Below are 20,289 nucleotides of genomic sequence, written 5' to 3' on the forward strand. Positions count from 1 at the left end.
ATCTAACAAAGTTATCCTGGTTGCAAAATGGTAACCCTGGCGCTGAGTCTCTTGTGTATTAATTTGGCATTTTCAATGGTTTTGCGGGGGATTTACGCACCTTTATCCTGTTTGTCGCTTTCTGTGGCAAAGTTTCATTGTGGCGCGCTGGAGCATAGGACAGGCGCTTAGGGCAACTCTGGCCGGCAATTGCCCACCTATTGCCTGGGGACTTATCGCCAAGGGCCGGATTAAGGTATCATGGGCTCAAGTTGCAGTAGGGTTTGACATGCGCGGCTCGGCATTCCAGTGCCAGGGCAAGCATGGCAGAATAGGCTAGGCCCCATGTTTCAACATAAGTCATATAAAGGATAAGCTTGAGTGTCAGCATCAGTATTCCAACTCGAATCCCAATTTGCCCCCGCCGGTGATCAACCCGCGGCGATCAAACAGCTGGTCGAAGGCCTGGAGTCAGGATTGGCGAGCCAGACCCTGCTCGGCGTTACCGGTTCGGGAAAGACCTTCACAGTAGCCAATGTCATTCAGACGCTTGGCCGGCCAACGATCATCATGGCCCCCAACAAGACATTGGCGGCACAGCTCTATGGGGAGATGAAAGAGTTCTTCCCCCATAATGCGGTGGAGTATTTTGTCTCTTATTACGACTACTACCAACCCGAGGCCTATGTGCCGGCCTCCAACACCTTCATAGAGAAGGATGCCTCGGTCAACGCCCACATAGAACAGATGCGGCTGTCGGCGACCAAGGCATTGCTGGAGCGCAAAGACGTCGTCTTGATCGCCTCGGTATCCGCCATCTATGGCCTGGGCGATCCCGACTCTTACCTCAAGATGCTACTGCATCTGCGCCAGGGCGATACCATGGGCCAGCGCGACATTCTCAAGCGTCTGAGCGAACTGCAGTACAGCCGCAACGACATGGAATTGCAGCGTGGTACTTTCAGGGTGCGCGGCGAGGTGATAGACATTTTCCCCGCGGATTCCGAGCGGGACGCTATTAGAGTCGAGTTGTTCGACGATGAAATTGAGCGCCTGAGCGAGTTCGATCCCCTCACAGGACATATCAACAAACGCATCGCCCGCACCACTGTGTATCCCAAGACCCATTATGTGACCCCGAGAGAGAAGATCCTCGAGGCGACGGAGCATATCAAGGTCGAGCTGCGTGAGCGCAAACAGCAACTGCTGGAGCTGCATAAGCTGGTCGAGGAGCAGCGCCTCAGCGAGCGGGTGCAATACGATCTCGAGATGATGGTCGAGCTCGGCTATTGCTCAGGCATAGAAAACTATTCCCGCTATCTGTCCGGTCGCGCCGCCGGCGAGGGGCCACCGACCCTGCTGGACTATTTGCCGGCCGATGGCTTGTTGATCATCGACGAGTCCCATGTGACAGTGCCGCAGATAGGCGCCATGTATAAGGGCGACAGATCCCGCAAGACCACCCTGGTGGAATACGGTTTCCGCCTACCGTCGGCCCTGGATAACCGGCCGCTGAAATTTGAGGAGTTTGAGCAGTTGATGCCCCAGACCATCTTCGTGTCTGCCACCCCCAGCCAATACGAGCTGGACAAGAGTGGCGGTGAAGTGGCGGAGCAGGTGGTGCGACCGACCGGGCTGTTGGATCCCGAGCTGGAAGTGCGTCCGGTCGCCATTCAGGTGGATGATCTGCTGTCGGAAATTGCCAAGCGGGTGGCGGTCAACGAACGCGTCCTGGTCACCACGCTCACCAAACGCATGTCGGAGGACTTGACCGAATATCTGGATGAGCATGGGGTCAAGGTGCGCTATCTGCATTCGGACATAGACACGGTCGAGCGGGTCGAGATCATCCGCGATCTGCGTCTTGGGGTATTCGATGTGCTGGTCGGCATCAACCTGCTCAGGGAAGGGCTGGACATGCCCGAAGTCTCCCTGGTGTGCATCCTGGATGCGGATAAGGAAGGTTTCCTGCGTTCCGAGCGTTCACTCATCCAGACCATAGGGCGTGCCGCCCGTAACGTGAACGGTAAGGTGATCCTATATGCCGACAGGATAACCAACTCCATGGCCAAAGCCATGGGCGAAACCGAACGCCGCCGAGAGAAGCAGCGGCAGTATAACCTGGAGCATGGCATAGTACCCAAGGGCGTGGTGAAACGTATCACGGATGTGATGGATCTCGGCGATAGCAAGCAGGGCAAACGCCAGCCCTACGGCAGAGTCGCAGAGTCTCAGGCCAGCTACCAGGTACTGGATATAGGCGATCTGAGCCATAGGATAGATAAGCTCGAGCAGCAGATGCACGAGCATGCCCGCAACCTGGAGTTCGAGCAGGCGGCGGCGCTGCGCGATGAGGTGAAACACTTGAGTGAGCTGCTGATGAAGGCCTGATGTGGCTCAGGCCCTTTTAACTTGCGATGAACACCGTCTGAGCGCTAAGCGCTCAGACGGTTTTTTTTATGATGGCAGCGGCTCTGCAGCGGCCATAGACCAGGACCAAGGCGCCACAGCCTAGACCGCACACCAGGCCGACAAGGTGCGACTCGGTCGCGACCCTGGCGCCTATCATGGCGCTGACGTCGGCGGGGGCACCGAACAATTGCTCATTCGCGACCTTTATTATCACCCCGAGCAATAGCAGGTAACCCGACTTGGTGCCCGTGCGTATGTCCTGGATGGCGCCATAGGCGAACAGCCCATGAAGCATGCCGCTGAGGCCAACATAGGCCAGCAGGCCTGGGTAGAAGAGGTATAACCCCAGGCCTTCGAGCAGACAGAGACTGGCGAGCAGACAGAGCAAGCCGTTGAGCCGGTAATGGAAATGGTGCAGCAAGAGCAGCACCCACAGGCCGGCCAGGTTCATCAGCAGGTGCCAATGATTGGTGTGCAGTAAATTACCGCTGATGAGTCGCCACCACTGGCCCTGGGCTATCTCGGATCTGCGGTAGGCAAGCCCGGCATCCAAGCCGGTGAAATGGAGTCCGGCAAGATACAGCCCCAGGCATACCAGGCTCAGCAAGATGGCCGCCATATAGGGGCTGTTCAGGTGCCGGGACAAAGCCTTCATTGGCGTGCCAACGAGGCCATCACCGCCTGGGCATCCTGCAGATAGTCTTCCAATCCACGTCGCCTGAGCAGGCAGGCGGGGCAATCGCCGCAGCCATCGCCAATGACGCCGTTGTAACAGGTCAGCGTCCGGTTGCGAACCAATTCCAGTTGCTGATACTTGTCGGCCAAGGCCCAGGTCTGGGCCTTGTTGAGCCACATCAGCGGGGTGACTATCTCAAGCTTTCTGTCCATGCCCTGGACCAGAGCCGATTCCATCGCCTTGACGAAGTCATTACGGCAATCGGGATAACCCGAGAAATCTGTCTCACACACCCCAGTGATGATGGCATCGGCGCCGAGCTGATAGGCATAGATACCTGCGAGGGTGAGGAAGAGAATATTGCGGCCAGGGACGAAGGTGTTCGGCAGGCCGTTGTCCATCAGCTCATGGGACACGGGAATGGCATCCCGGGTCAATGCCGAGATCGCCAGCTCGTTGAGCAGGCTGACATCCATGACTTTATGACTCTTGATCTTCAGTTCTGCGGCCAGGTCCTTGGCGACCTGGATCTCCTGACTATGACGCTGACCATAGTCGAAGGTGATGGCATGGACTTCATCATACTGGCCAAGGGCCTGGATCAAACAAGTGGTCGAATCCTGACCACCACTAAACACAACGACAGCTTTTGACATAATTTTGCATCACAGGATCATAAGGATCTCTAGTGTAACCCAGAGGCGGGGGCTTTTAAACCTGAGGGAAAGGGCGTAAAAACTTGCAGCACCTGATAAAATCCTCTATAAATGCCGCCCCACGAATGCGCAGGCGCATGACTGAAGTGCAATAGAAGTGCAATAGTTGAAGGTGTTGAAGGTAACCCATGAAATATCCGGTAAATGAAGTATTCGAGACCATACAAGGCGAAGGCGTCTTTACCGGGGTGCCGGCGATATTCGTACGTCTGCAGGGATGTCCCGTCGGCTGTGCTTGGTGTGATACCAAGCAAACCTGGGAACTGCTGCCGGCAAACAAGGTGAGCCCGGAGCAAGTGATCCGGGTCGATGGCAGCATAGGCCGTTGGGCCGAGCACACCCCCCAGAGCCTGATCGCCGCATTCGGGGCCAAGGGCTTCACTGCCCGTCACCTGGTGATCACCGGCGGCGAACCCTGCCTGTACGATCTTGTCGACCTGACCCGGGCGCTGCATGCGGCAGGTTACCAGACCCAGATAGAAACCAGTGGCACCTTCGAAGTGCATTGCGCCGACGAGACCTGGGTGACAGTTTCTCCCAAGATCAATATGAAAGGCGGCTATAAGGTGCTGACCCAGGCCTTGGAACGCGCCAATGAGATCAAGCATCCGATTGCCACCGAAAAACACCTGGACGAGCTGGATGCCTTGTTGGCGCCGATAGATCTGAGTGACAAGACCATATGCCTGCAGCCCATCAGCCAAAAGCCCAGGGCCACGGCACTGGCGATGCGGGTGTGCATCGCCCGTAACTGGCGGCTGTCGATCCAGACCCATAAGTATCTCGACATAGACTGAACCTGCCATGGCCCAGCCTCACTGGCCTGATAAAAGCAACGCCGAATGTCCTGCATTCGGCGTTTTTTATTAGGCTTATGCCGCTGTATTTATGGAGCAACCCCTAGGTTAACTTGCCGCTGCGGCTGAATTCGGCCAGTTTGGCCTGATACTCACCCAGATCCCCTAGCTGCTCCGCTATCCACTGGGGATTGTAATAGGTATCCAGGTAGCGCTCACCCGAATCGCAGATCAGTGTCACTATCGAGCCTGTCTGTCCCTTGGCCTGCATCTCGGCCGCCAACAACAGGGCGCCGTAGAGGTTAGTGCCTGTGGAGGCGCCTGTCTTGCGGCCGAGCAGCTGTTCCAGCCATTGAATGGTGGCTATCGAAGCGGTATCGGCAATTTTCAACATATGATCTACGACACCGGGAATGAAAGACGGCTCGACCCTGGGTCTGCCTATGCCTTCGATCTTGCTGCCATTGCAGCAGGTGATACCCGCATCCCTGTTGTGGTAATAGTCGAAGAACACAGAGTTTTGCGGATCGACCACGCACAGCCGGCTGTTGAGCCTCTGGTAGCGAATGTAACGCCCTATGGTGGCCGAGGTACCGCCGGTGCCCGGACTCATGACTATCCAGCTGGGAATGGGATGAGGCTCATGCGACATCTGATCGAAGATGGAATTGGCTATGTTGTTGTTGCCGCGCCAGTCGGTGGCGCGTTCGGCATAGGTGAACTGATCCATATAATGGCCATTCAGTTCACGGGCCAGGCGTTCAGATTCGGCATAGATCTGACTCGAGTGTTCGACGAAATGGCATTGACCGCCATAGAAGCTGATCTGCTCTATCTTCTTCTTGGCCGTCGAGTTGGGCATCACGGCGATGAAGGGCAGGCCCAGCAGACGGGCAAAATAGGCCTCGGAGATGGCCGTGCTGCCGGAAGATGACTCGATAATAGGCGTGCCTTCCTTGATCCAACCATTGCACAAGGCGTAGAGGAAGAGTGAACGTGCCAACCTGTGCTTGAGGCTGCCGGTCGGGTGAGTGCTCTCATCCTTGAGATAGAGATCTATGCCCTGCAAGGCGGGCAGCTCCAGCTTAATCAGGTGGGTATCTGCGCTGCGCTGAAAGTCGGCGTCAATTTTCGCTATGGCTTGATTTACCCATGGCTCGATCATGTTGTCTCCGCTGAGATATAACTTAAAGAGATAAATCATAATTAAAAAGCATGAGTAAGGGTAGCGAAAGCTGGCGGCGGGCCGCAATCTTTGGCGTTAATGAGAGCAGATCTGCTTGCAGGGAGATGCATGGCGAGAGTTTGAGCTTGGATGCAGTGCGAGCGCTATGGAATGAACTGAGAGACAGAAAAGGGATATAGGCAAAGACTGGATGTGGATGCTGGTACTGCTATTGATACTGATATCGGCACTGATAACCAGGCACTGACGATAACTAAGATTTTGGCAATAACTAGGATTTTGACGATAACTGGGATTTTGTCAATGACAAGGATTCTGGCGTTGACGCCTGGAATGGAGCGAGGGAGAAAATGGTGGAGGGAGAAGGATTCGAACCTTCGAAGGCTGAGCCGTCAGATTTACAGTCTGATCCCTTTGGCCACTCGGGAACCCCTCCACTGATATATGAGATGAGAGTAAAGATGGTGGAGGGAGAAGGATTCGAACCTTCGAAGGCTGAGCCGTCAGATTTACAGTCTGATCCCTTTGGCCACTCGGGAACCCCTCCACGAATATCTTTATTCGCACAACATATTTTTTCTTCGCAAATGGTGGAGGGAGAAGGATTCGAACCTTCGAAGGCTGAGCCGTCAGATTTACAGTCTGATCCCTTTGGCCACTCGGGAACCCCTCCTCAATTGCGGCGGCAATAGTAGTCACAAAAGATTTGTATGTAAAGGGCGAATATGAAAATAATCCTAAAGTTATGTATCGACTGGTCGATTAACTAACAACGAATTGTTTTCCTGATGTTTTTATATGCAAATTGATGTCCCTTTAGTCAACGAAGCCCAAATAGGCAGCCGACTCAACTTAGCGGTCGAATCCGACCGTCGTGGTGAGTTCGGCCTGCTGTTGGCCTTGTTGTCGACCGATGCGAGGGACATGGCGCAGTTTCATTGGCAAGCCGAATTGGATCAGCAACAGAAACTGCAACGCAGCTTCCAGTTGCCGCCGGCCGAGGTGCTGGTCGCGGATCTGTCTGCCGAGCAGCCCGTGGTGGATAATGCCAGGGTCTTCGGCGCCGATGGCATCAAGGGATTTCAGTTGCAACAGGCACTGACGCCCGAGGCGCTGGTGATACGTGGTCAAAGGGAGGCCGGGCTGAATGATGCCCTCAACAACTGTGGTCACCTGACCCGCTTACGGCATAAGGCAGCACTCAGCATGCCGGCGTCAAAGCCTGTGGATCTTGCCGAGCTGCTGACCATGCAGCGGCAGTGGGGCCAGCGGGTTAACCTGCTGTAAACCCGGCGCCACAGCTTGTACCAGTGTTAATGCAGCCTCCGGGCTGCAAGACAGTGTTGCTTATATTGCGTACTTATTGATCTATGGTGTATTCTGCTGAACCTTTCGGGTAAATAAAGCACTATTCCAAATTAATCAATTTGTTACTGTGTTTAGGGAAGTCTGCACCCAGGACTGCAGTTTTTTGGGGGTGAGTGTGAAGCGACATCAGCAGCAACAAATACTAACGCTCGTAGTCAACTCTGTTGCCAAGCAGCAGGGGGACTTCTTGAAAACGGCAGAGCTTATCACCGAGCTCCTGAGTCAGCATCTGCAGGTCACTGATGTGGCCGTGTGGTCATTTTCAGACGATCAACAGATGCAGATCCTCGCGGCCCACTATGGCACCCTCTTGACCCACGACACCAGCCGTCCTGCACACATCATCGACTTCCCCGAGTATCTGGCCGAACTCAGATCCCATCGTTTCATCGATGCCTTAGATACCAGTACCGACAGCAGATTGAGCGAGTTGTATGCGGGTTATTTTAAACCCAGGGGAATTCAATCCAGCCTGGAAGTGGCGATAAGGATCAATGGCCATCTTGAAGGTGTCTTATGTCTGGAGCGGCTCAGGGGCGGCCGGCGTTGGAGCGAGGGTGAAATTCATCTCGCCTGTCAGCTCGCGGACCAACTGGCACTGACCTTGGCGACCAAGCATGCCCATGACAAAGACGAGAGTCTGACCCTGTTCCGTAATGCCGCCGAGCAGTCGTCGCAGGTGACCATGCTGATCAACCTGCATACCGAAACTGTGGAATACATCAACCGCGCTTACAGTGACATTACCGGGGTGCCGGCCGACAGTGTCCTTGGGTGTCGTTTACATGAATTGGAGTATTTTAAGCAACATCCTGAGTTGGCCGAGCAGTCGCTGGCCCAAATTCACCGCGGCGAAATGGCAAGGGGTGAGGTGCAGCTGAGCCGTCAGGACGGCAGCAGCTATTGGATCAAGTTCAACGCCAATCCTTTTATTACCGACAGAGGCAGCCATTATCTGCTGGTCACCAGTAACGACAACAGCGCCGAGCACAGGTATCAGGCTGAGTTGGAACGTCTGGCCTGGCGTTGCAGTTTAACCGGCCTCTATAACAGGGCGCATTTCAATCGGGTGCTGGACCGCAGTGCCCAAGGCTCACTGATCTTGGTGGATCTCATGGGCTTCAAACGCTTCAACGATACCTATGGTCATGAGCAAGGGGATACCTTGCTGTGTGAGATAGCGCGCCGTTTGCGGCATTTTGCCGAACTCAATAAAGCCAGTGAGACCGCCAGGGTGGGCAGTGACGAGTTTGCCCTCTTGTTGCCAAGTGACATAAGTGCCCTGGAGCTGGATGTCCTCTCGGCTCGTCTGCACCAGCAGCTGTCGGTGCCCATGCTCATAGGCCGTGAGCAGGTCGACCCCAAACCCGCCATCGCCATAGTCGATATCGCCTCAGTGGTCGGCTTGTTTGCGCCCTTGAGTTGCGCCGATATCGCCATTCAATACGCCAAGAAGAAGCAGAGCAGCGCGATTCAGATTTTCAACAGCGATCTCTTCAGGGCGTTTAAAGAAGATGCCCAGATAGAGAAAGATCTGCATTGGGCCATACGCGGCCGGCAGTTTGAGTTGTATTATCAGCCGCTGATGGATCTCAAGACCCATGCCTATATAGGGGCAGAGGCCTTGATCCGTTGGCATCATCCCAAGCGAGGAGTGCTCTATCCCGGGGTGTTCATCGACATCGCCGAACAGTCCGGTTTGATCAATACCATAGGCGCCTGGGTGCTCGAGGCCGCCTGTCGTCAGCTGGATCAGTGGCAGCGGCATAATGTGGATATGGCCATGCATGTGAATGTATCGGCAAGGCAGTTTTTCAGCGGTAACCTGTACGAACAGGTGTGGCAGCTGCTGAATCGTTATCGTCTCAAGCCCCAGAGCCTGATCCTGGAGATCACCGAGACAGAGCTGATGGAAGACATAAGGTATGCCACTAATTTATGTCAGGAATTGTCTGAGCTGGGGGTAGGGCTGGCCATAGACGATTTCGGCACAGGCTACAGCTCGATGCGCTATCTCAAGCAGTTCCCCATCAGCAAGCTCAAGATAGACAGGTCATTTATCTCAGATCTGAGTGTCAGCAGGGAAAGCCGGGAAATCGTCAGTGCCATCATTGCCATGGCGAAGGCGCTGAATATTTCCCTGACGGCAGAAGGGGTGGAGACCCTGGAGCAGGAGAAATTCCTGGCCGATAACCTCTGTCACCATGCCCAGGGCTTCCTGTACAGTCCGGCCCTGCGCGAGCCAGAGTTTGCCCAGTTCCTGTTTCAGTCCAACAGCCGATTGGCGGCAACGACCCACTGAGCTACCGATAGAACTATTCATTGAACCGCTCATATTGCATCAGAGTCAGATGCCTTGGCACTCCTGCTGTCACTAAGCCTTGGCCGCTGTTGCCAGGAGCTGCGGGCGTCACTTTTAGTAAATGCAGTCTAGTATGCGCAGGTTAGTAAGTGCAGTTAGTCTGTGCGGGCGCAACATTGTTTGAATTTCTTGCCGCTGTGGCAGACACAAGGATCGTTGCGACCCGGAAGTTTGGCCGCCAACTGCTCCCCCTGGGTGTAATACCAACGTCCCTGCTCGCGCACGAAGAGCGAATGCTCATGGATCACTTCCAGACGGCCATCGAGCCGATACCAGGCCTTGAAGCTGACCTCGCCTCTATCTTGCTCCTGACTCGAGTCTAGGACATCCAGGCCCAGCCAGCTGGGTGATGGCTCCCGCGCCAATTCCGCCAGCGTCAGGCCGCCAAGGAACTCCGGGTGCTGGCTGGCGAGGATGTAATCAAATTTTTTCAAGGCAAAGGCGGCGTAGCGTGAACGCATCAGTTGCTCTGGCGTCTGGGGCAGGCTGTCGCCCGAATGGAACGGCTGACAACAGAGGTTGTAAGGCTTTCCTGTGCCGCAAGGGCAATTTTTATCTGGGTTAATCATGTTTTGCTGCGGGGGGTAAGGGGGAGAATTGGCGACCAAAATACCAATTTTGACTGGGCTTGGCACTGAAATAGAAGCTGGGTTCGGCGCGATTGTTGGTGTCGACCGTCAGATGCCATTTTCCATCCGGGCGTTTCTTGGCCATCATCACAAACTTGCCGGCAAATTCACTCACAGGTTCTTCCGTCTCGGCGGCGGGGTAAAACCTGACCAGGTAATAGCCGACATCCGTGGCGCTCTTGTCTTCGATCTGGCGGTTCACCACCCGGAAGTCTATGTCTATCTGGGCGTTCTTGGCGCGGATCTTGCCGAAAAATGCCTTGTAGAGTGCCAGTATGTTTTCCCGGCCTTCTACAATACCTTTATCTTGGTTTTCCGATACATAACAAGCGTTGTCGGCATAGAGCTTCTCTATGATTTGCGGCTCCAATTGACTGAAGGCGAGCACGAATTGGTCATAGTTGAGATTCAGCGCCTGATCATCTTCCGACAAAGGGGGGGCTGCCTTGGCAACCACCAGGGAACAGAGTAACAAACTAAGGGTGAGTAACAAAAATCTCATTAAATGGGGTCTGCTTGGCTATCGTAGGGGCAACTATAATGTATGACCCTGATTAACTAAAGTATTGAATGTTTACAAAGTGTGTTCCATCACGGCCTGGCGGGGCCTGCTGCGGCCCGGGGATGAGCTTAAGCCGGTCACTGGGCGTGGCTTTCCACGACTTGGGCTGGGGCCTGGATCTGTAACCAGAGCCTGTAACCTGTGCCTGTAACTTGAGCCCGAGTCTTGAGCTCAGGATCCAGCTTGACCGCCCATAAAAAACGCCCTCAGAGGGCGTTTTGACTATGACAACCAGGCCTGTCGTGGCTTTCCCGACCTTAGCCGACTGGCCGCAGGGCTACCAGCCACATTGACGTTTGGCCTGCTGGTTCTGCTCATCCAGCCAGGTCTGCAGTGGCGCGAAGTAATCCAATACCGCCTCGGCATCCATGCGCTTTTTGCCGGTCACAGTGGCCAAGGCGTCGGGCCAGGGTTGGCTCTGACCCATTTGCAGCATTTGGTTGAGCTTGGCACCGGCGTCCTTATTGCCATAGATGCTGCAGCGATGCACCGGGCCTGTATCGCCGGCAATATCACACAGGGCCCTATGGAACTGAAACTGCAGTATATGGGCCAAGAAATAACGTGTGTAGGGGACATTGCCCGGCACATGGTACTTGGCCCCTGGATCGAAGTCTGTCTCATCGCGGCTAACGGGCGCGCTCACGCCCTGATACTTATTCCTCATTTCCCACCAGGCCTGGTTGTACTGAGCCGGGCTGATCTCACCGCTGAACACCTTCCAGCGCCATTGATCTATCATCAGGCCGAAGGGCAGGAAGGCTATCTTGTCCAGCGCCTGCTTGAGCAGCAAGCCTATGTCCTTGGAGGCATCGGGCACCTCATCGAGCAGACCTATCTGCTTGAGGTAATTCGGGGTGATGGACAGGGCTATGGTATCGCCTATGGCCTCATGGAAGCCGTCGTTGGCGCTATTCTTGAAGATGAAGGGCTGATCCTTATAGGCGCGCTGGTAGAAATTATGCCCTAGCTCGTGGTGAATGACGCTAAAGTCTTCGGCCGTTTTCTGGATACACATCTTGATACGAAGATCTTCCTCATTGTCCAGATCCCAGGCGGAGGCGTGGCAGACGACGTCCCTGTCTCTGGGTTGCACGAATAGCGAGCGTGTCCAGAAGCTGTCAGGCAAGGCATCGAAGCCCAGGGAGGTGAAGAAGCTTTCCGCCTGCTTGACCATCTTGTGTTCATCATAGCCATGCTCTGCCAGCAGTTGGGTGACGTCATAGCCGGGATCTGCGTCCTTGGGGGCGACCATGTCGTAGATATTACCCCATTGCTGGGCCCACATGTTGCCCAGCAGATGGGCCGGGATAGGGCCTGTCTTGGGCACTGTCTCATCACCGTAGCTTGCATTGAGCTCGCCGCGCACATAGCAATGCAGGGACTCGTACAGGGGCTTGACCTGGCCCCAGAGCCTGTCGAGTTCGGCAGAGAAGTCGTCCGGCTGCATATCATATTGACTGCGCCACAATTCGGACAAGTTGGCATAACCCAGATCCTGAGCCCCTTGATTGGCCAACTCTACCTCACGTTCGAACAGCGGGCGCATGGGCTTGGCTATGTTACGCCAGCCTTGCCAGACCTCGAGCAGTTGCGCCGGATCCCGGGATTCGGCCATGATGCTGGAGAGCTCGGGTTGGGTCAGGCAGCGGCCATCGCCGAAGCAATACTTGCCTTTGCCATAGAGGCCATTGAGTTCCGAGCTGATCTTGGCCAGCTCGGCATTCTTTTGCGGATCCAGGGGGGCCGGCAGGACCAGGGCACTGCGGAGGATTTTGAGCTTGCGGGCATTGACAGGATCCAGTGGCAGCTGAGCGTATTTGGCCGCCTGGGTGGCATATTTTACCGAGCTGGCCGTCAGTTTCTCGCCAACGACGGCCGACAGGGCGGCGGTATCTTGGGTGATGAAATTGCTGTAGATCCATTCGGCCCGGTTGGCTTCGATGGAGAGTTGTGCCAGATCGGTTTCGGCATCCCTGATGAAGCTTAAGGCTTCGGCCTGGTCGACGGGCTTGACGGCCATGGGCTTGGCCGCCTGTGGCTGCTCGGCACTGTCCCGGTTACAGGCGGTTAAGCCCAGGGCGAGCGCCACCAGCAGCGCCAGCTTGGAAGTGGCAGGGGAAGAGAGGGTTATCATTATTCGTCCTTGTGGGTTTTGGTGTTGTCCAGTGTAGCCAAGCCAGGGCAGTTTTGTACATTGGCGCCCCAGTCTTAGTTGAAAACCACGCATTTTATGGCGGTGAGTCTCAGTTGTTACAGGGATTTTTAGTTTGACTTATGCTGTGGCAATGTTTAATTTAAACGAGTGTTTTAAATCAATTCAAGGGCTGTGAATGGCAAGTCGATCCGATACAAAAACAAGAATACTCGATGCGGCAGAGAAACTGTTCGCCGAGCGGGGCTTCTCCGAGACCTCCCTGAGGCTGATCACCAGCAAGGCAGAAGTCAATCTGGCATCGGTCAATTATCACTTCGGCTCGAAGAAAGAGTTGATCCGTGCCGTGTTGGCCCGTTATCTGGATGTCTTCATGCCGGCGGCGGCCAAAGAAATCAGCCGGCTGCATACGGCGCCGAATCAGGCGTCGCTCGATGAGATTTTTTCCGCGCTGGTGGCGCCACTGCTCGAACTCAACAAGTTGCGCGCCGAAGGCACGACTATCTTCCTGCAGCTGCTGGGACGGGGTTACATAGAGAGCCAGGGCCATCTGCGCTGGTTTATCACGACTCACTATGGCGAGCCCTTGGCCAAGTTTGTCAAGGCAGTACAGGCCAGTGTCCCCCATATTCCGTCGGCCGAGATGTTCTGGCGCTTGCATTTCACCTTGGGCACTGTGGTCTTTACCATGGCCTCGGCCGACGCCCTGACCGAAATTGCTGCCGCCGATTTTGGCGAACATAATGATATTGAAGCCGTGATCAGAAAAGTGATCCCCTACATGGCAGCCGGTGTTGCCGTTCCCGTCATCAACAATGAAAAAGGTCTGCTATGAGTATCCTACTGCTTGTATTGTTAGCCATAGTGATAGTGTTTGCCGTACCAGCCGTCAGGATGCAAGTGATCACCCGGCCGGTATTTTCTTTCTTCAAGAAAGTGCTGCCGCCCCTGTCTGACACGGAAAAAGAAGCCATGGAAGCCGGCGATGTCTGGTGGGAAGGGGAGCTGTTTCGCGGCAAACCCAACTGGAATACCCTGCATAGCTATGGCAAGCCGGCGCTAACGGCCGAAGAGAAAGACTTCATCGACAATCAGGTGATGACAGCGCTCACCATGATAGACGATTTCGACATAGTGCATAATCGCAAGGATTTACCGCCTGAGCTGTGGCAATACTTTAAGGAGCAAGGCTTCTTCGCCCTGATCATCCCCAAGAAGTATGGCGGCAAGGCCTTCTCTGCCTATGCCAACTCGACCATTGTCAGCAAGTTGGCCAGTCGCAGCGTGAGCGCGGCGGTGACCGTCATGGTGCCCAACTCGCTCGGTCCGGGAGAGCTGCTGACCCACTATGGCACCACTGAGCAGAAGGAGCGTTGGTTGCCGGCGCTGGCCAAGGGTGATGAGATTCCCTGCTTCGCCTTGACCGGCCCCGAAGCCGGCTCGGACGCCGGCGCCATTCCCGATGTCGGTATCGTGTGTCGCGAGAGCTTCAATGGTGAAGAGATGCTCGGCCTCAAACTGACCTGGGACAAACGCTATATCACACTGGCCCCGGTGGCGACTGTGCTGGGATTGGCGTTCCAGATGCAGGATCCCGATGCCTTGTTGGGTGATAAGGTGAATCTGGGCATTACCTGCGCGCTGATCCCCACAGATCACCCGGGAGTCGAGATAGGCCGCAGGCATAATCCGCTCGACATGGCCTTCATGAATGGCACCACCCGGGGTGAGCAAGTCTTCATTCCCCTGGATTGGATCATCGGCGGGCCCCAGTTTGCCGGTAAGGGCTGGCGTATGCTGGTCGAGTGTTTGTCGGCCGGCCGCGGCATTTCCCTGCCGGCGCTGGCGACGGCGTCCGGCCACATGGCAACCAAGACGACGACTGCCTATAGCTATGTGCGTCAGCAGTTTGGTCTCTCCATAGGTCATTTCGAAGGGGTGCAGGAAGCCCTGGCGCGCATCATTGCCAATACCTATCAGCTGGAGGCGGCACGCCGCCTGACCACCACAGGGATAGATCTCAAGGTTAAACCTTCTGTGGTGACCGCCATCGCCAAGTACCATATGACGGAACTGGGCCGGGATGTGATCAACGATGCCATGGATATCCAGTCCGGCAAGGGCATTCAGTTGGGACCGAAGAACTATTTGGGCCATCCCTACATGTCCAACCCCATCTCTATTACCGTCGAGGGCGCGAACATACTCACGCGTTCCCTGATGATCTTCGGCCAGGGGGCAACCCGCTGCCACCCTTACGTCTTGCCCGAAATGGAAGCGGCGGCAATGGAGGATAAGGAGCAGGCCGAGGAAAGATTCGATGCGCTGCTGCTGGGCCATATGGGTTATGCCTGTCGTAATGCCTTTTCCGCGCTGGCCAACGCCTTGACCGGCAGCCGCTTCGCTTCGGCCCCTGTATGCGGCGAGACGCGGCAGTATTATAAAGACATGTCGCGGATCTCGGCTGCATTGGCGCTGTTGACCGATACGTCCATGTTGATCATGGGCGGCGATCTCAAGCGCAAGGAAATGCTGTCGGCCCGCATGGGGGACGTGCTGAGCCAGCTGTACCTGGGCTCGGCAACGGTGAAACTGTTCGAGGACAATGGCCGTCAACAGGATGATCTGCCGGCGGTGCGTTATGTCATGACCCAGAGGCTGCACCTGGCGGCCAAGGCCCTGGAAGATACTATCCGCAACTTCCCCAATCGCCCGGTGGCCTGGCTGTTGAGGGTGCTGATCTTCCCTCTGGGCAACCACTTCAATGCCCCGTCGGACAAGCAAGTGACAGAGTTGGTCCAGGGGATGATGAAACCCGGACCCGCCAGAGAAAGGCTCACTTTCCTCTGTCCCGATTTTGCCGGTGACACGGGTGGCGTAGCCGAGGTGGAACAGGCTTTCCTGGCCCAGTACGCCAGCAGGGGCTTGCACAAGAAGTTGAAGAAGGCCCAGCGCAGTGGCGCGCTGCCGGCGAAAGTGCCCATGTTGACCCTGTTCGACGTTGCGCTGGAGCAGGCGGTGATCACAGAGGAAGAACATACACAGTTGCTGGCGGCCGATGCCCTGCGCCTGGCGGCCATCTTGGTGGACGATTTCGATAAGTTGTAATCGCCCTAGCTGAGAAACAAAAAACCACCTCGATTGAGGTGGTTTTTTTATGCAGCGGTCTAGCTGGCGAGCCGGCTATCAGGCAACGATCAGCACCTTGCAGGTGTTGGTGCCGCCTATGGTTTCCATCACGTCGCCCTTGGTCATCAGCACCATGTCACCGCTCTGCAGGAAACCCGCCTCGGACAATGAGTCGAGCGCCTTCTGGGCCACTTCCTCGGCCGCATGGACAGTGGTGTCGAAATAGACAGGCATGACACCGCGATAGAGTGCCATCTTGGCCAGGGTCGTCTGGTGGCGGGAGAGGGCGAAAATCGGCAGTGACGAGCTGATGCGTGACATCATGAGTGGCGTCGCGCCCGATTCCGTCAGGGCGATGATCGCCTTGACGCCTTCGAGGTGGTTGGCGGCGTACATGGTCGACATGGCGATGGTTTCTTCCACCGAAGTGAAGCTCTGATCCATTCTATGCTTGGACACCTTGACGCTCGGGTGCGCCTCGGCGCCGATGCACACATTGGCCATGGCCTTGACGGTTTCCTCGGGGAAATCACCGGCGGCGGTTTCGGCCGACAGCATCACGGCATCTGTGCCATCGAGTACCGCGTTGGCCACGTCCATCACTTCGGCGCGGGTCGGCATGGGGCTGGAGATCATCGACTCCATCATCTGGGTGGCGGTGATCACCGTCTTGTTAAGCTGACGCGAGCGGCTGATGAGCTTCTTCTGCACGGCCACCAGCGCGGCATCGCCTATCTCGACGCCGAGATCGCCACGGGCCACCATGACGGCATCGGATGCCAGGATCACATCGTCCATGGCGGCATCCGTGGCGACAGCCTCGGCGCGTTCCACCTTGGCGACTATCAGAGCCTTGCTGCCGGCAGCTTCGGCCAGACCGCGGGCGAGATCGAGATCCGCACCGGTACGCGGGAAGGACACGGCCAGGTAATCGACCTGGATCATCGCGGCCGTGAGTATGTCGGCCTTATCTTTCTCGGTCAACGCAGGTGCGGTTAAGCCGCCGCCTTGCTTGTTGATGCCTTTGTTATTGGAGAGCGGACCGGCTACAGTTACCGTGGTGAACACCTTACGGCCTTCGACCCGCTCGACCCTGAGTTGCACCCGGCCATCGTCCAGCATCAAGATATCGCCTATCCTGACATCATCGGGTAACTCTTTGTAGTCGATGCCCACCTGAGTCTCATCGCCTTCGCCCTTGGCCAATTCGGCATCGAGAATAAAGGCCTGGCCCAAGTCCAGTTGCACCTTCTTATTGTCTTTGAAGGTGGAAACCCGGATCTTGGGGCCCTGCAGGTCACCCAAAATGGCCACATGCACTCCCAGCTCCTTGGCGATGGCGCGGGTCTGGTTGGCCCTTTGCAGGTGATCTTCCGGTGAGCCGTGGGAAAAATTGAGGCGTACAACGTTGGCGCCGGCAGCTATGATGCGGCGTAGATTGTCATCACGATCGGTCGCTGGACCCAAGGTAGTGACGATTTTGGTTCTGCGGAACATGGGATACTCCGTTAGTTTTTAAAATTCTGTTTATATACTAGCAGACAATAGCGCTTTTTGTAGGAAAGTTACAAACAAAATGATCTTCACGAGCGGGAAATTTTTAGCGTCATGACGGGAAAAATAGTCGAAAAAAAGCGGCTGTCGTCGATGACAGCCGCGCTTTAACGCCCGGAAAGTGAATTACAGTATCGGATCTTTATTGATGCGGGACTCTTTCAGCACTTCCTTAACCCGTTTGAGGTTGTCCCTGAAACGCGGGCCGCGGCGCAGGGTAAAGCCGGTCGCCAGCACGTCTATGGTCACCAGCTGTGCCAGGCGTGACGCCATCGGCAGGTACATGTCCGTGTCTTCCGGCACTTCCATGGTGACGGGCAGGGTGCACTCCATCGACAGAGGTGAATTGCGCGCCGTGATCCCTATGACGGCAGCGCCGTTCTCTCTCGCCAATCTTGCTATATCAATCAATGATTTAGTTCGACCTGTGTGGGAGATTAACACCACGACGTCACCTTCGTTGCTGTTGATGCAGCTCATGCGCTGCATCAGCACATCATCGAAGCAAATGACGGGGACATTGAAACGGAAAAATTTGTTCTGGGCGTCGTGGGCGACCGAGGCCGAGGCGCCCAGGCCGAAGAAGGAAATCGTCTTAGCTTGAGTCAGAATATCAACGGCTTTGTTTATTGCTGCCGTGTCTAAGCTCTGTCTGGCAGTGTCGAGCGAAGCCATTGAAGATTCGAATATTTTTGTCGTATATGAGTCTGTGGAGTCGTCTTCTTCGACGTGGCGGCTCACATAGGGAGTGCCGTTCGCAAGACTTTGTGCCAGATGTAATTTAAAATCAGGAAAGCCCTTGGTGTCCAGGCGGCGGCAGAAGCGATTCACTGTGGGTTCACTGACATCGGCCATCTTGGCCAGAGTGGCTATGCTGGAATGGATGGCAGTTTGCGGTGACGCCAGGATCACTTCCGCAACTTTGCGTTCTGACTTACTGAAATGGGTGAGGCTTTTTTGAACCTTTTCTAAGGTATTCATACGCATACGTCCGCTGAAATCGAGTTGTTGTTTTATTTATTAATTCGGATTAAACCAAGGCAGTGTAAAAAACACCTGGCCAAAACTGAATGTAGTAACTTTTCTATCTAAGCTTTGACCGGATATCGTAATTTAAGCACAAAAAGCATATCAGATTTATGCCGATAATGCCTAGTTTAGCCCGGCATGAATAATTTCAAATTCTAGATGCATTTAACAATTTCTGTTGTTATATTACAACAAAAGTGTGCTTATCTTCATTGTGATGAAGCAGGGCAGTAATAAAAGGAGAGTTTAAAGCAATGGGCAAAACAACATCGGGAGCCAAAGCTTGTGACTTCGTACTCTTTGGTACCAAGGGTGACCTGGCGCGGCGTAAGTTGTTACCTTCTCTATACCAGCTGGATAAAGCCGGGTTACTCAATGTAGACACCAAGGTCATAGGTGTCGCCAAAGACGAGTTTACTCAGGAAGCGTTCAAAGAGTTAGTGGTGCTTGCTTTAAACACCTTCGTCAAGGAATCTCTCTGCGAAGACACACTCCAACGTTTCCTATCCCGCTGCCATTATATCGGCACCAACTTCACCGAATCTGCCGGCTACAGCGCCTTCCATGAGTTACTCGAGCCATCCAAGCGCGTCATGGTCAATTATTTCGCCACGCCACCTTCGATATTCGGCGACATAGGCCGTTGCCTGCATGAGCAGAATCTCATTCACAGCGATACCCGGGTCGTGCTGGAAAAACCCATAGGCTCGGATCTCGAGTCTTCCAGGGTGATTAACGACCAGGTGTCGACCTATTTCAGCGAGCGCCAGATTTACCGCATCGATCATTACCTGGGTAAAGAGACGGTACAGAACCTGATCGCCCTGCGGTTCGCCAACTCCCTGTTTGCCTCCAAGTGGGATAACCGCACCATAGATCATGTGCAGATCACGGTCGCCGAAGAGGTGGGCATCGAAGGCCGTTGGGGCTATTTCGATAAGGCCGGGCAGATGCGCGACATGATCCAGAACCACCTGCTGCAGGTCCTGACCCTGGTGGCCATGGATCCGCCGGTGAATCTGGATGCCGACAGCATCCGCGATGAGAAGGTCAAAGTGCTCAAGTCGCTGCGTCCCATCACGGCCGACAACGTCTACGAGAATACGGTTCGCGGTCAGTACAGTGCCGGCTTCCTCAAGGGCAGCCCTGTGCCTGGCTACCTGGAAGAAGAGGGCGCCAACACGCAATCCAACACTGAGAGCTTCGTGGCGCTGCGGGTCGACATAGACAACTGGCGCTGGGCCGGGGTGCCTTTCTACCTGCGCAGCGGTAAGCGCATGCCGTTCAAGAGTTCGGAAATTGTGGTGTATTTCAAGAATCCACCCCATAACCTGTATCGCTCCAGCTACCGTAATCTGCCGCCGAACAAGCTCACCATACGTCTGCAGCCCCATGAAGGGGTCGAGATCCAGATGATGAACAAGGTGCCTGGGCTGGAACAGAAACAGCGCCTGCAAACCACCAAGCTGGATCTGAGTTTCTCGGATACCTTCAAGAATGAGCGTATCGCCGACGCCTACGAGCGTCTGCTGTTGGAAGCCATGCTGGGCAACCAGGCGTTATTCGTGCGCCGCGATGAAGTGGAGCAAGCCTGGACCTGGGTCGATGGCATCATACAGTCATGGGAAGCCAGCAATGAAAAGCCTAAACCTTATCCTGCCGGCACCTGGGGACCCGTGGCGTCCGTCGCCCTGATCACCAAAGATGGCCGTTCCTGGGATGAGTAAGGAGCCGA

The 20,289-nt window shown here is 55.2% G+C and carries 15 protein-coding genes and 3 tRNA genes; 7 read left to right on the forward strand and 11 right to left on the reverse strand.

The annotated features are described in order from the left end of the window. Positions 1-360 precede the first annotated feature (360 nt). Positions 361-2,370 carry an excinuclease ABC subunit UvrB gene (gene uvrB / locus HC757_RS01630; RefSeq protein WP_169562503.1) on the forward strand — a complete coding sequence of 670 codons (2,010 nt, stop codon included), beginning with the start codon at positions 361-363 and terminating at the stop codon, positions 2,368-2,370. A 52-nt stretch (positions 2,371-2,422) separates the two neighbouring features. Here uvrB and rrtA read toward each other — a convergent pair whose 3' ends face one another. Further along, positions 2,423-3,046 (reverse strand): rhombosortase, encoded by a 624-nt coding sequence (gene rrtA, locus HC757_RS01635; protein WP_169562504.1) that lies wholly within the window; start codon positions 3,044-3,046, stop codon positions 2,423-2,425. Continuing rightward, positions 3,043-3,723, reverse strand: a complete 681-nt coding sequence (queC, locus tag HC757_RS01640) for a 7-cyano-7-deazaguanine synthase QueC (protein WP_169562505.1) — start codon at positions 3,721-3,723, stop codon at positions 3,043-3,045. The genes rrtA and queC overlap by 4 nt, the downstream gene beginning before the upstream one ends. A gap of 188 nt (positions 3,724-3,911) precedes the next feature. On the opposite strand from queC, the gene queE reads away from it, so the two are divergent. Continuing rightward, positions 3,912-4,580: a 7-carboxy-7-deazaguanine synthase QueE gene (queE, locus tag HC757_RS01645; RefSeq protein ID WP_169562506.1), complete on the forward strand. Its 669-nt coding sequence runs from the start codon at positions 3,912-3,914 to the stop codon at positions 4,578-4,580. A 103-nt stretch (positions 4,581-4,683) separates the two neighbouring features. Here the strand turns inward: queE and HC757_RS01650 are convergent, their stop codons facing one another. The 4 genes from HC757_RS01650 to HC757_RS01665 all read right to left on the reverse strand — a co-directional run bounded on the left by HC757_RS01650 (position 4,684) and on the right by HC757_RS01665 (position 6,439). Beyond that, positions 4,684-5,745, reverse strand: a complete 1,062-nt coding sequence (locus HC757_RS01650; protein ID WP_169562507.1) for a PLP-dependent cysteine synthase family protein — start codon at positions 5,743-5,745, stop codon at positions 4,684-4,686. Positions 5,746-6,117: 372 nt separating this feature from the next. Beyond that, a tRNA-Tyr gene (locus HC757_RS01655) sits at positions 6,118-6,202 on the reverse strand. 26 nt (positions 6,203-6,228) lie between these two features. Continuing rightward, a tRNA-Tyr gene (locus HC757_RS01660) sits at positions 6,229-6,313 on the reverse strand. A 41-nt stretch (positions 6,314-6,354) separates the two neighbouring features. Then, positions 6,355-6,439 (reverse strand) — tRNA-Tyr (locus HC757_RS01665). A 125-nt stretch (positions 6,440-6,564) separates the two neighbouring features. Between HC757_RS01665 and HC757_RS01670 the strand changes: the two genes are divergently transcribed. After that, on the forward strand, positions 6,565-7,053 hold the full coding sequence (locus tag HC757_RS01670) for a VC2046/SO_2500 family protein (protein WP_169562508.1): 489 nt from the start codon (positions 6,565-6,567) through the stop codon (positions 7,051-7,053). Between the two features lie 196 nt (positions 7,054-7,249). After that, the gene (locus HC757_RS01675; protein WP_169562509.1) at positions 7,250-9,436 is read left to right on the forward strand and encodes an EAL domain-containing protein; all 2,187 of its coding nucleotides are present in this window, start codon (positions 7,250-7,252) and stop codon (positions 9,434-9,436) included. Positions 9,437-9,591: 155 nt separating this feature from the next. On the opposite strand, the gene HC757_RS01680 is transcribed toward HC757_RS01675, so the two are convergent. The 3 genes from HC757_RS01680 to HC757_RS01690 form a co-directional block, all read right to left on the reverse strand. Then, a complete protein-coding gene (locus HC757_RS01680) occupies positions 9,592-10,065 on the reverse strand; it encodes a YchJ family protein (protein ID WP_169562510.1) in 474 nt (157 codons plus the stop codon). Further along, positions 10,058-10,627, reverse strand: coding sequence for a YybH family protein (locus tag HC757_RS01685; RefSeq protein WP_169562511.1), 570 nt, complete (start codon positions 10,625-10,627; stop codon positions 10,058-10,060). The genes HC757_RS01680 and HC757_RS01685 overlap by 8 nt, the downstream gene beginning before the upstream one ends. 337 nt (positions 10,628-10,964) lie before the next feature. Then, positions 10,965-12,824, reverse strand: a complete 1,860-nt coding sequence (locus HC757_RS01690; RefSeq protein WP_211164223.1) for a M2 family metallopeptidase — start codon at positions 12,822-12,824, stop codon at positions 10,965-10,967. Between the two features lie 196 nt (positions 12,825-13,020). Here HC757_RS01690 and psrA point away from each other — a divergent pair, with 196 nt between their 5' ends. After that, positions 13,021-13,677 (forward strand): TetR family transcriptional repressor PsrA, encoded by a 657-nt coding sequence (gene psrA, locus HC757_RS01695; protein ID WP_169562512.1) that lies wholly within the window; start codon positions 13,021-13,023, stop codon positions 13,675-13,677. Further along, the gene (locus HC757_RS01700; protein WP_169562513.1) at positions 13,674-15,950 is read left to right on the forward strand and encodes an acyl-CoA dehydrogenase; all 2,277 of its coding nucleotides are present in this window, start codon (positions 13,674-13,676) and stop codon (positions 15,948-15,950) included. The genes psrA and HC757_RS01700 overlap by 4 nt, the downstream gene beginning before the upstream one ends. Positions 15,951-16,028: 78 nt before the next feature. On the opposite strand, the gene pyk is transcribed toward HC757_RS01700, so the two are convergent. Together pyk and HC757_RS01710 are read right to left on the reverse strand one after the other, a co-directional pair. Then, positions 16,029-17,468: a pyruvate kinase gene (gene pyk, locus HC757_RS01705; RefSeq protein ID WP_169562514.1), complete on the reverse strand. Its 1,440-nt coding sequence runs from the start codon at positions 17,466-17,468 to the stop codon at positions 16,029-16,031. 183 nt (positions 17,469-17,651) lie between these two features. After that, positions 17,652-18,506 carry a MurR/RpiR family transcriptional regulator gene (locus HC757_RS01710; RefSeq protein WP_169562515.1) on the reverse strand — a complete coding sequence of 285 codons (855 nt, stop codon included), beginning with the start codon at positions 18,504-18,506 and terminating at the stop codon, positions 17,652-17,654. 302 nt (positions 18,507-18,808) lie between these two features. On the opposite strand from HC757_RS01710, the gene zwf reads away from it, so the two are divergent. Then, entirely contained in the window at positions 18,809-20,281 is a 1,473-nt protein-coding gene (zwf, locus tag HC757_RS01715; protein ID WP_169562516.1) for a glucose-6-phosphate dehydrogenase, read from the forward strand. Positions 20,282-20,289 lie beyond the last annotated feature (8 nt).

Source organism: Shewanella salipaludis (assembly GCF_012911865.1).
Lineage (GTDB): Bacteria > Pseudomonadota > Gammaproteobacteria > Enterobacterales > Shewanellaceae > Shewanella > Shewanella salipaludis.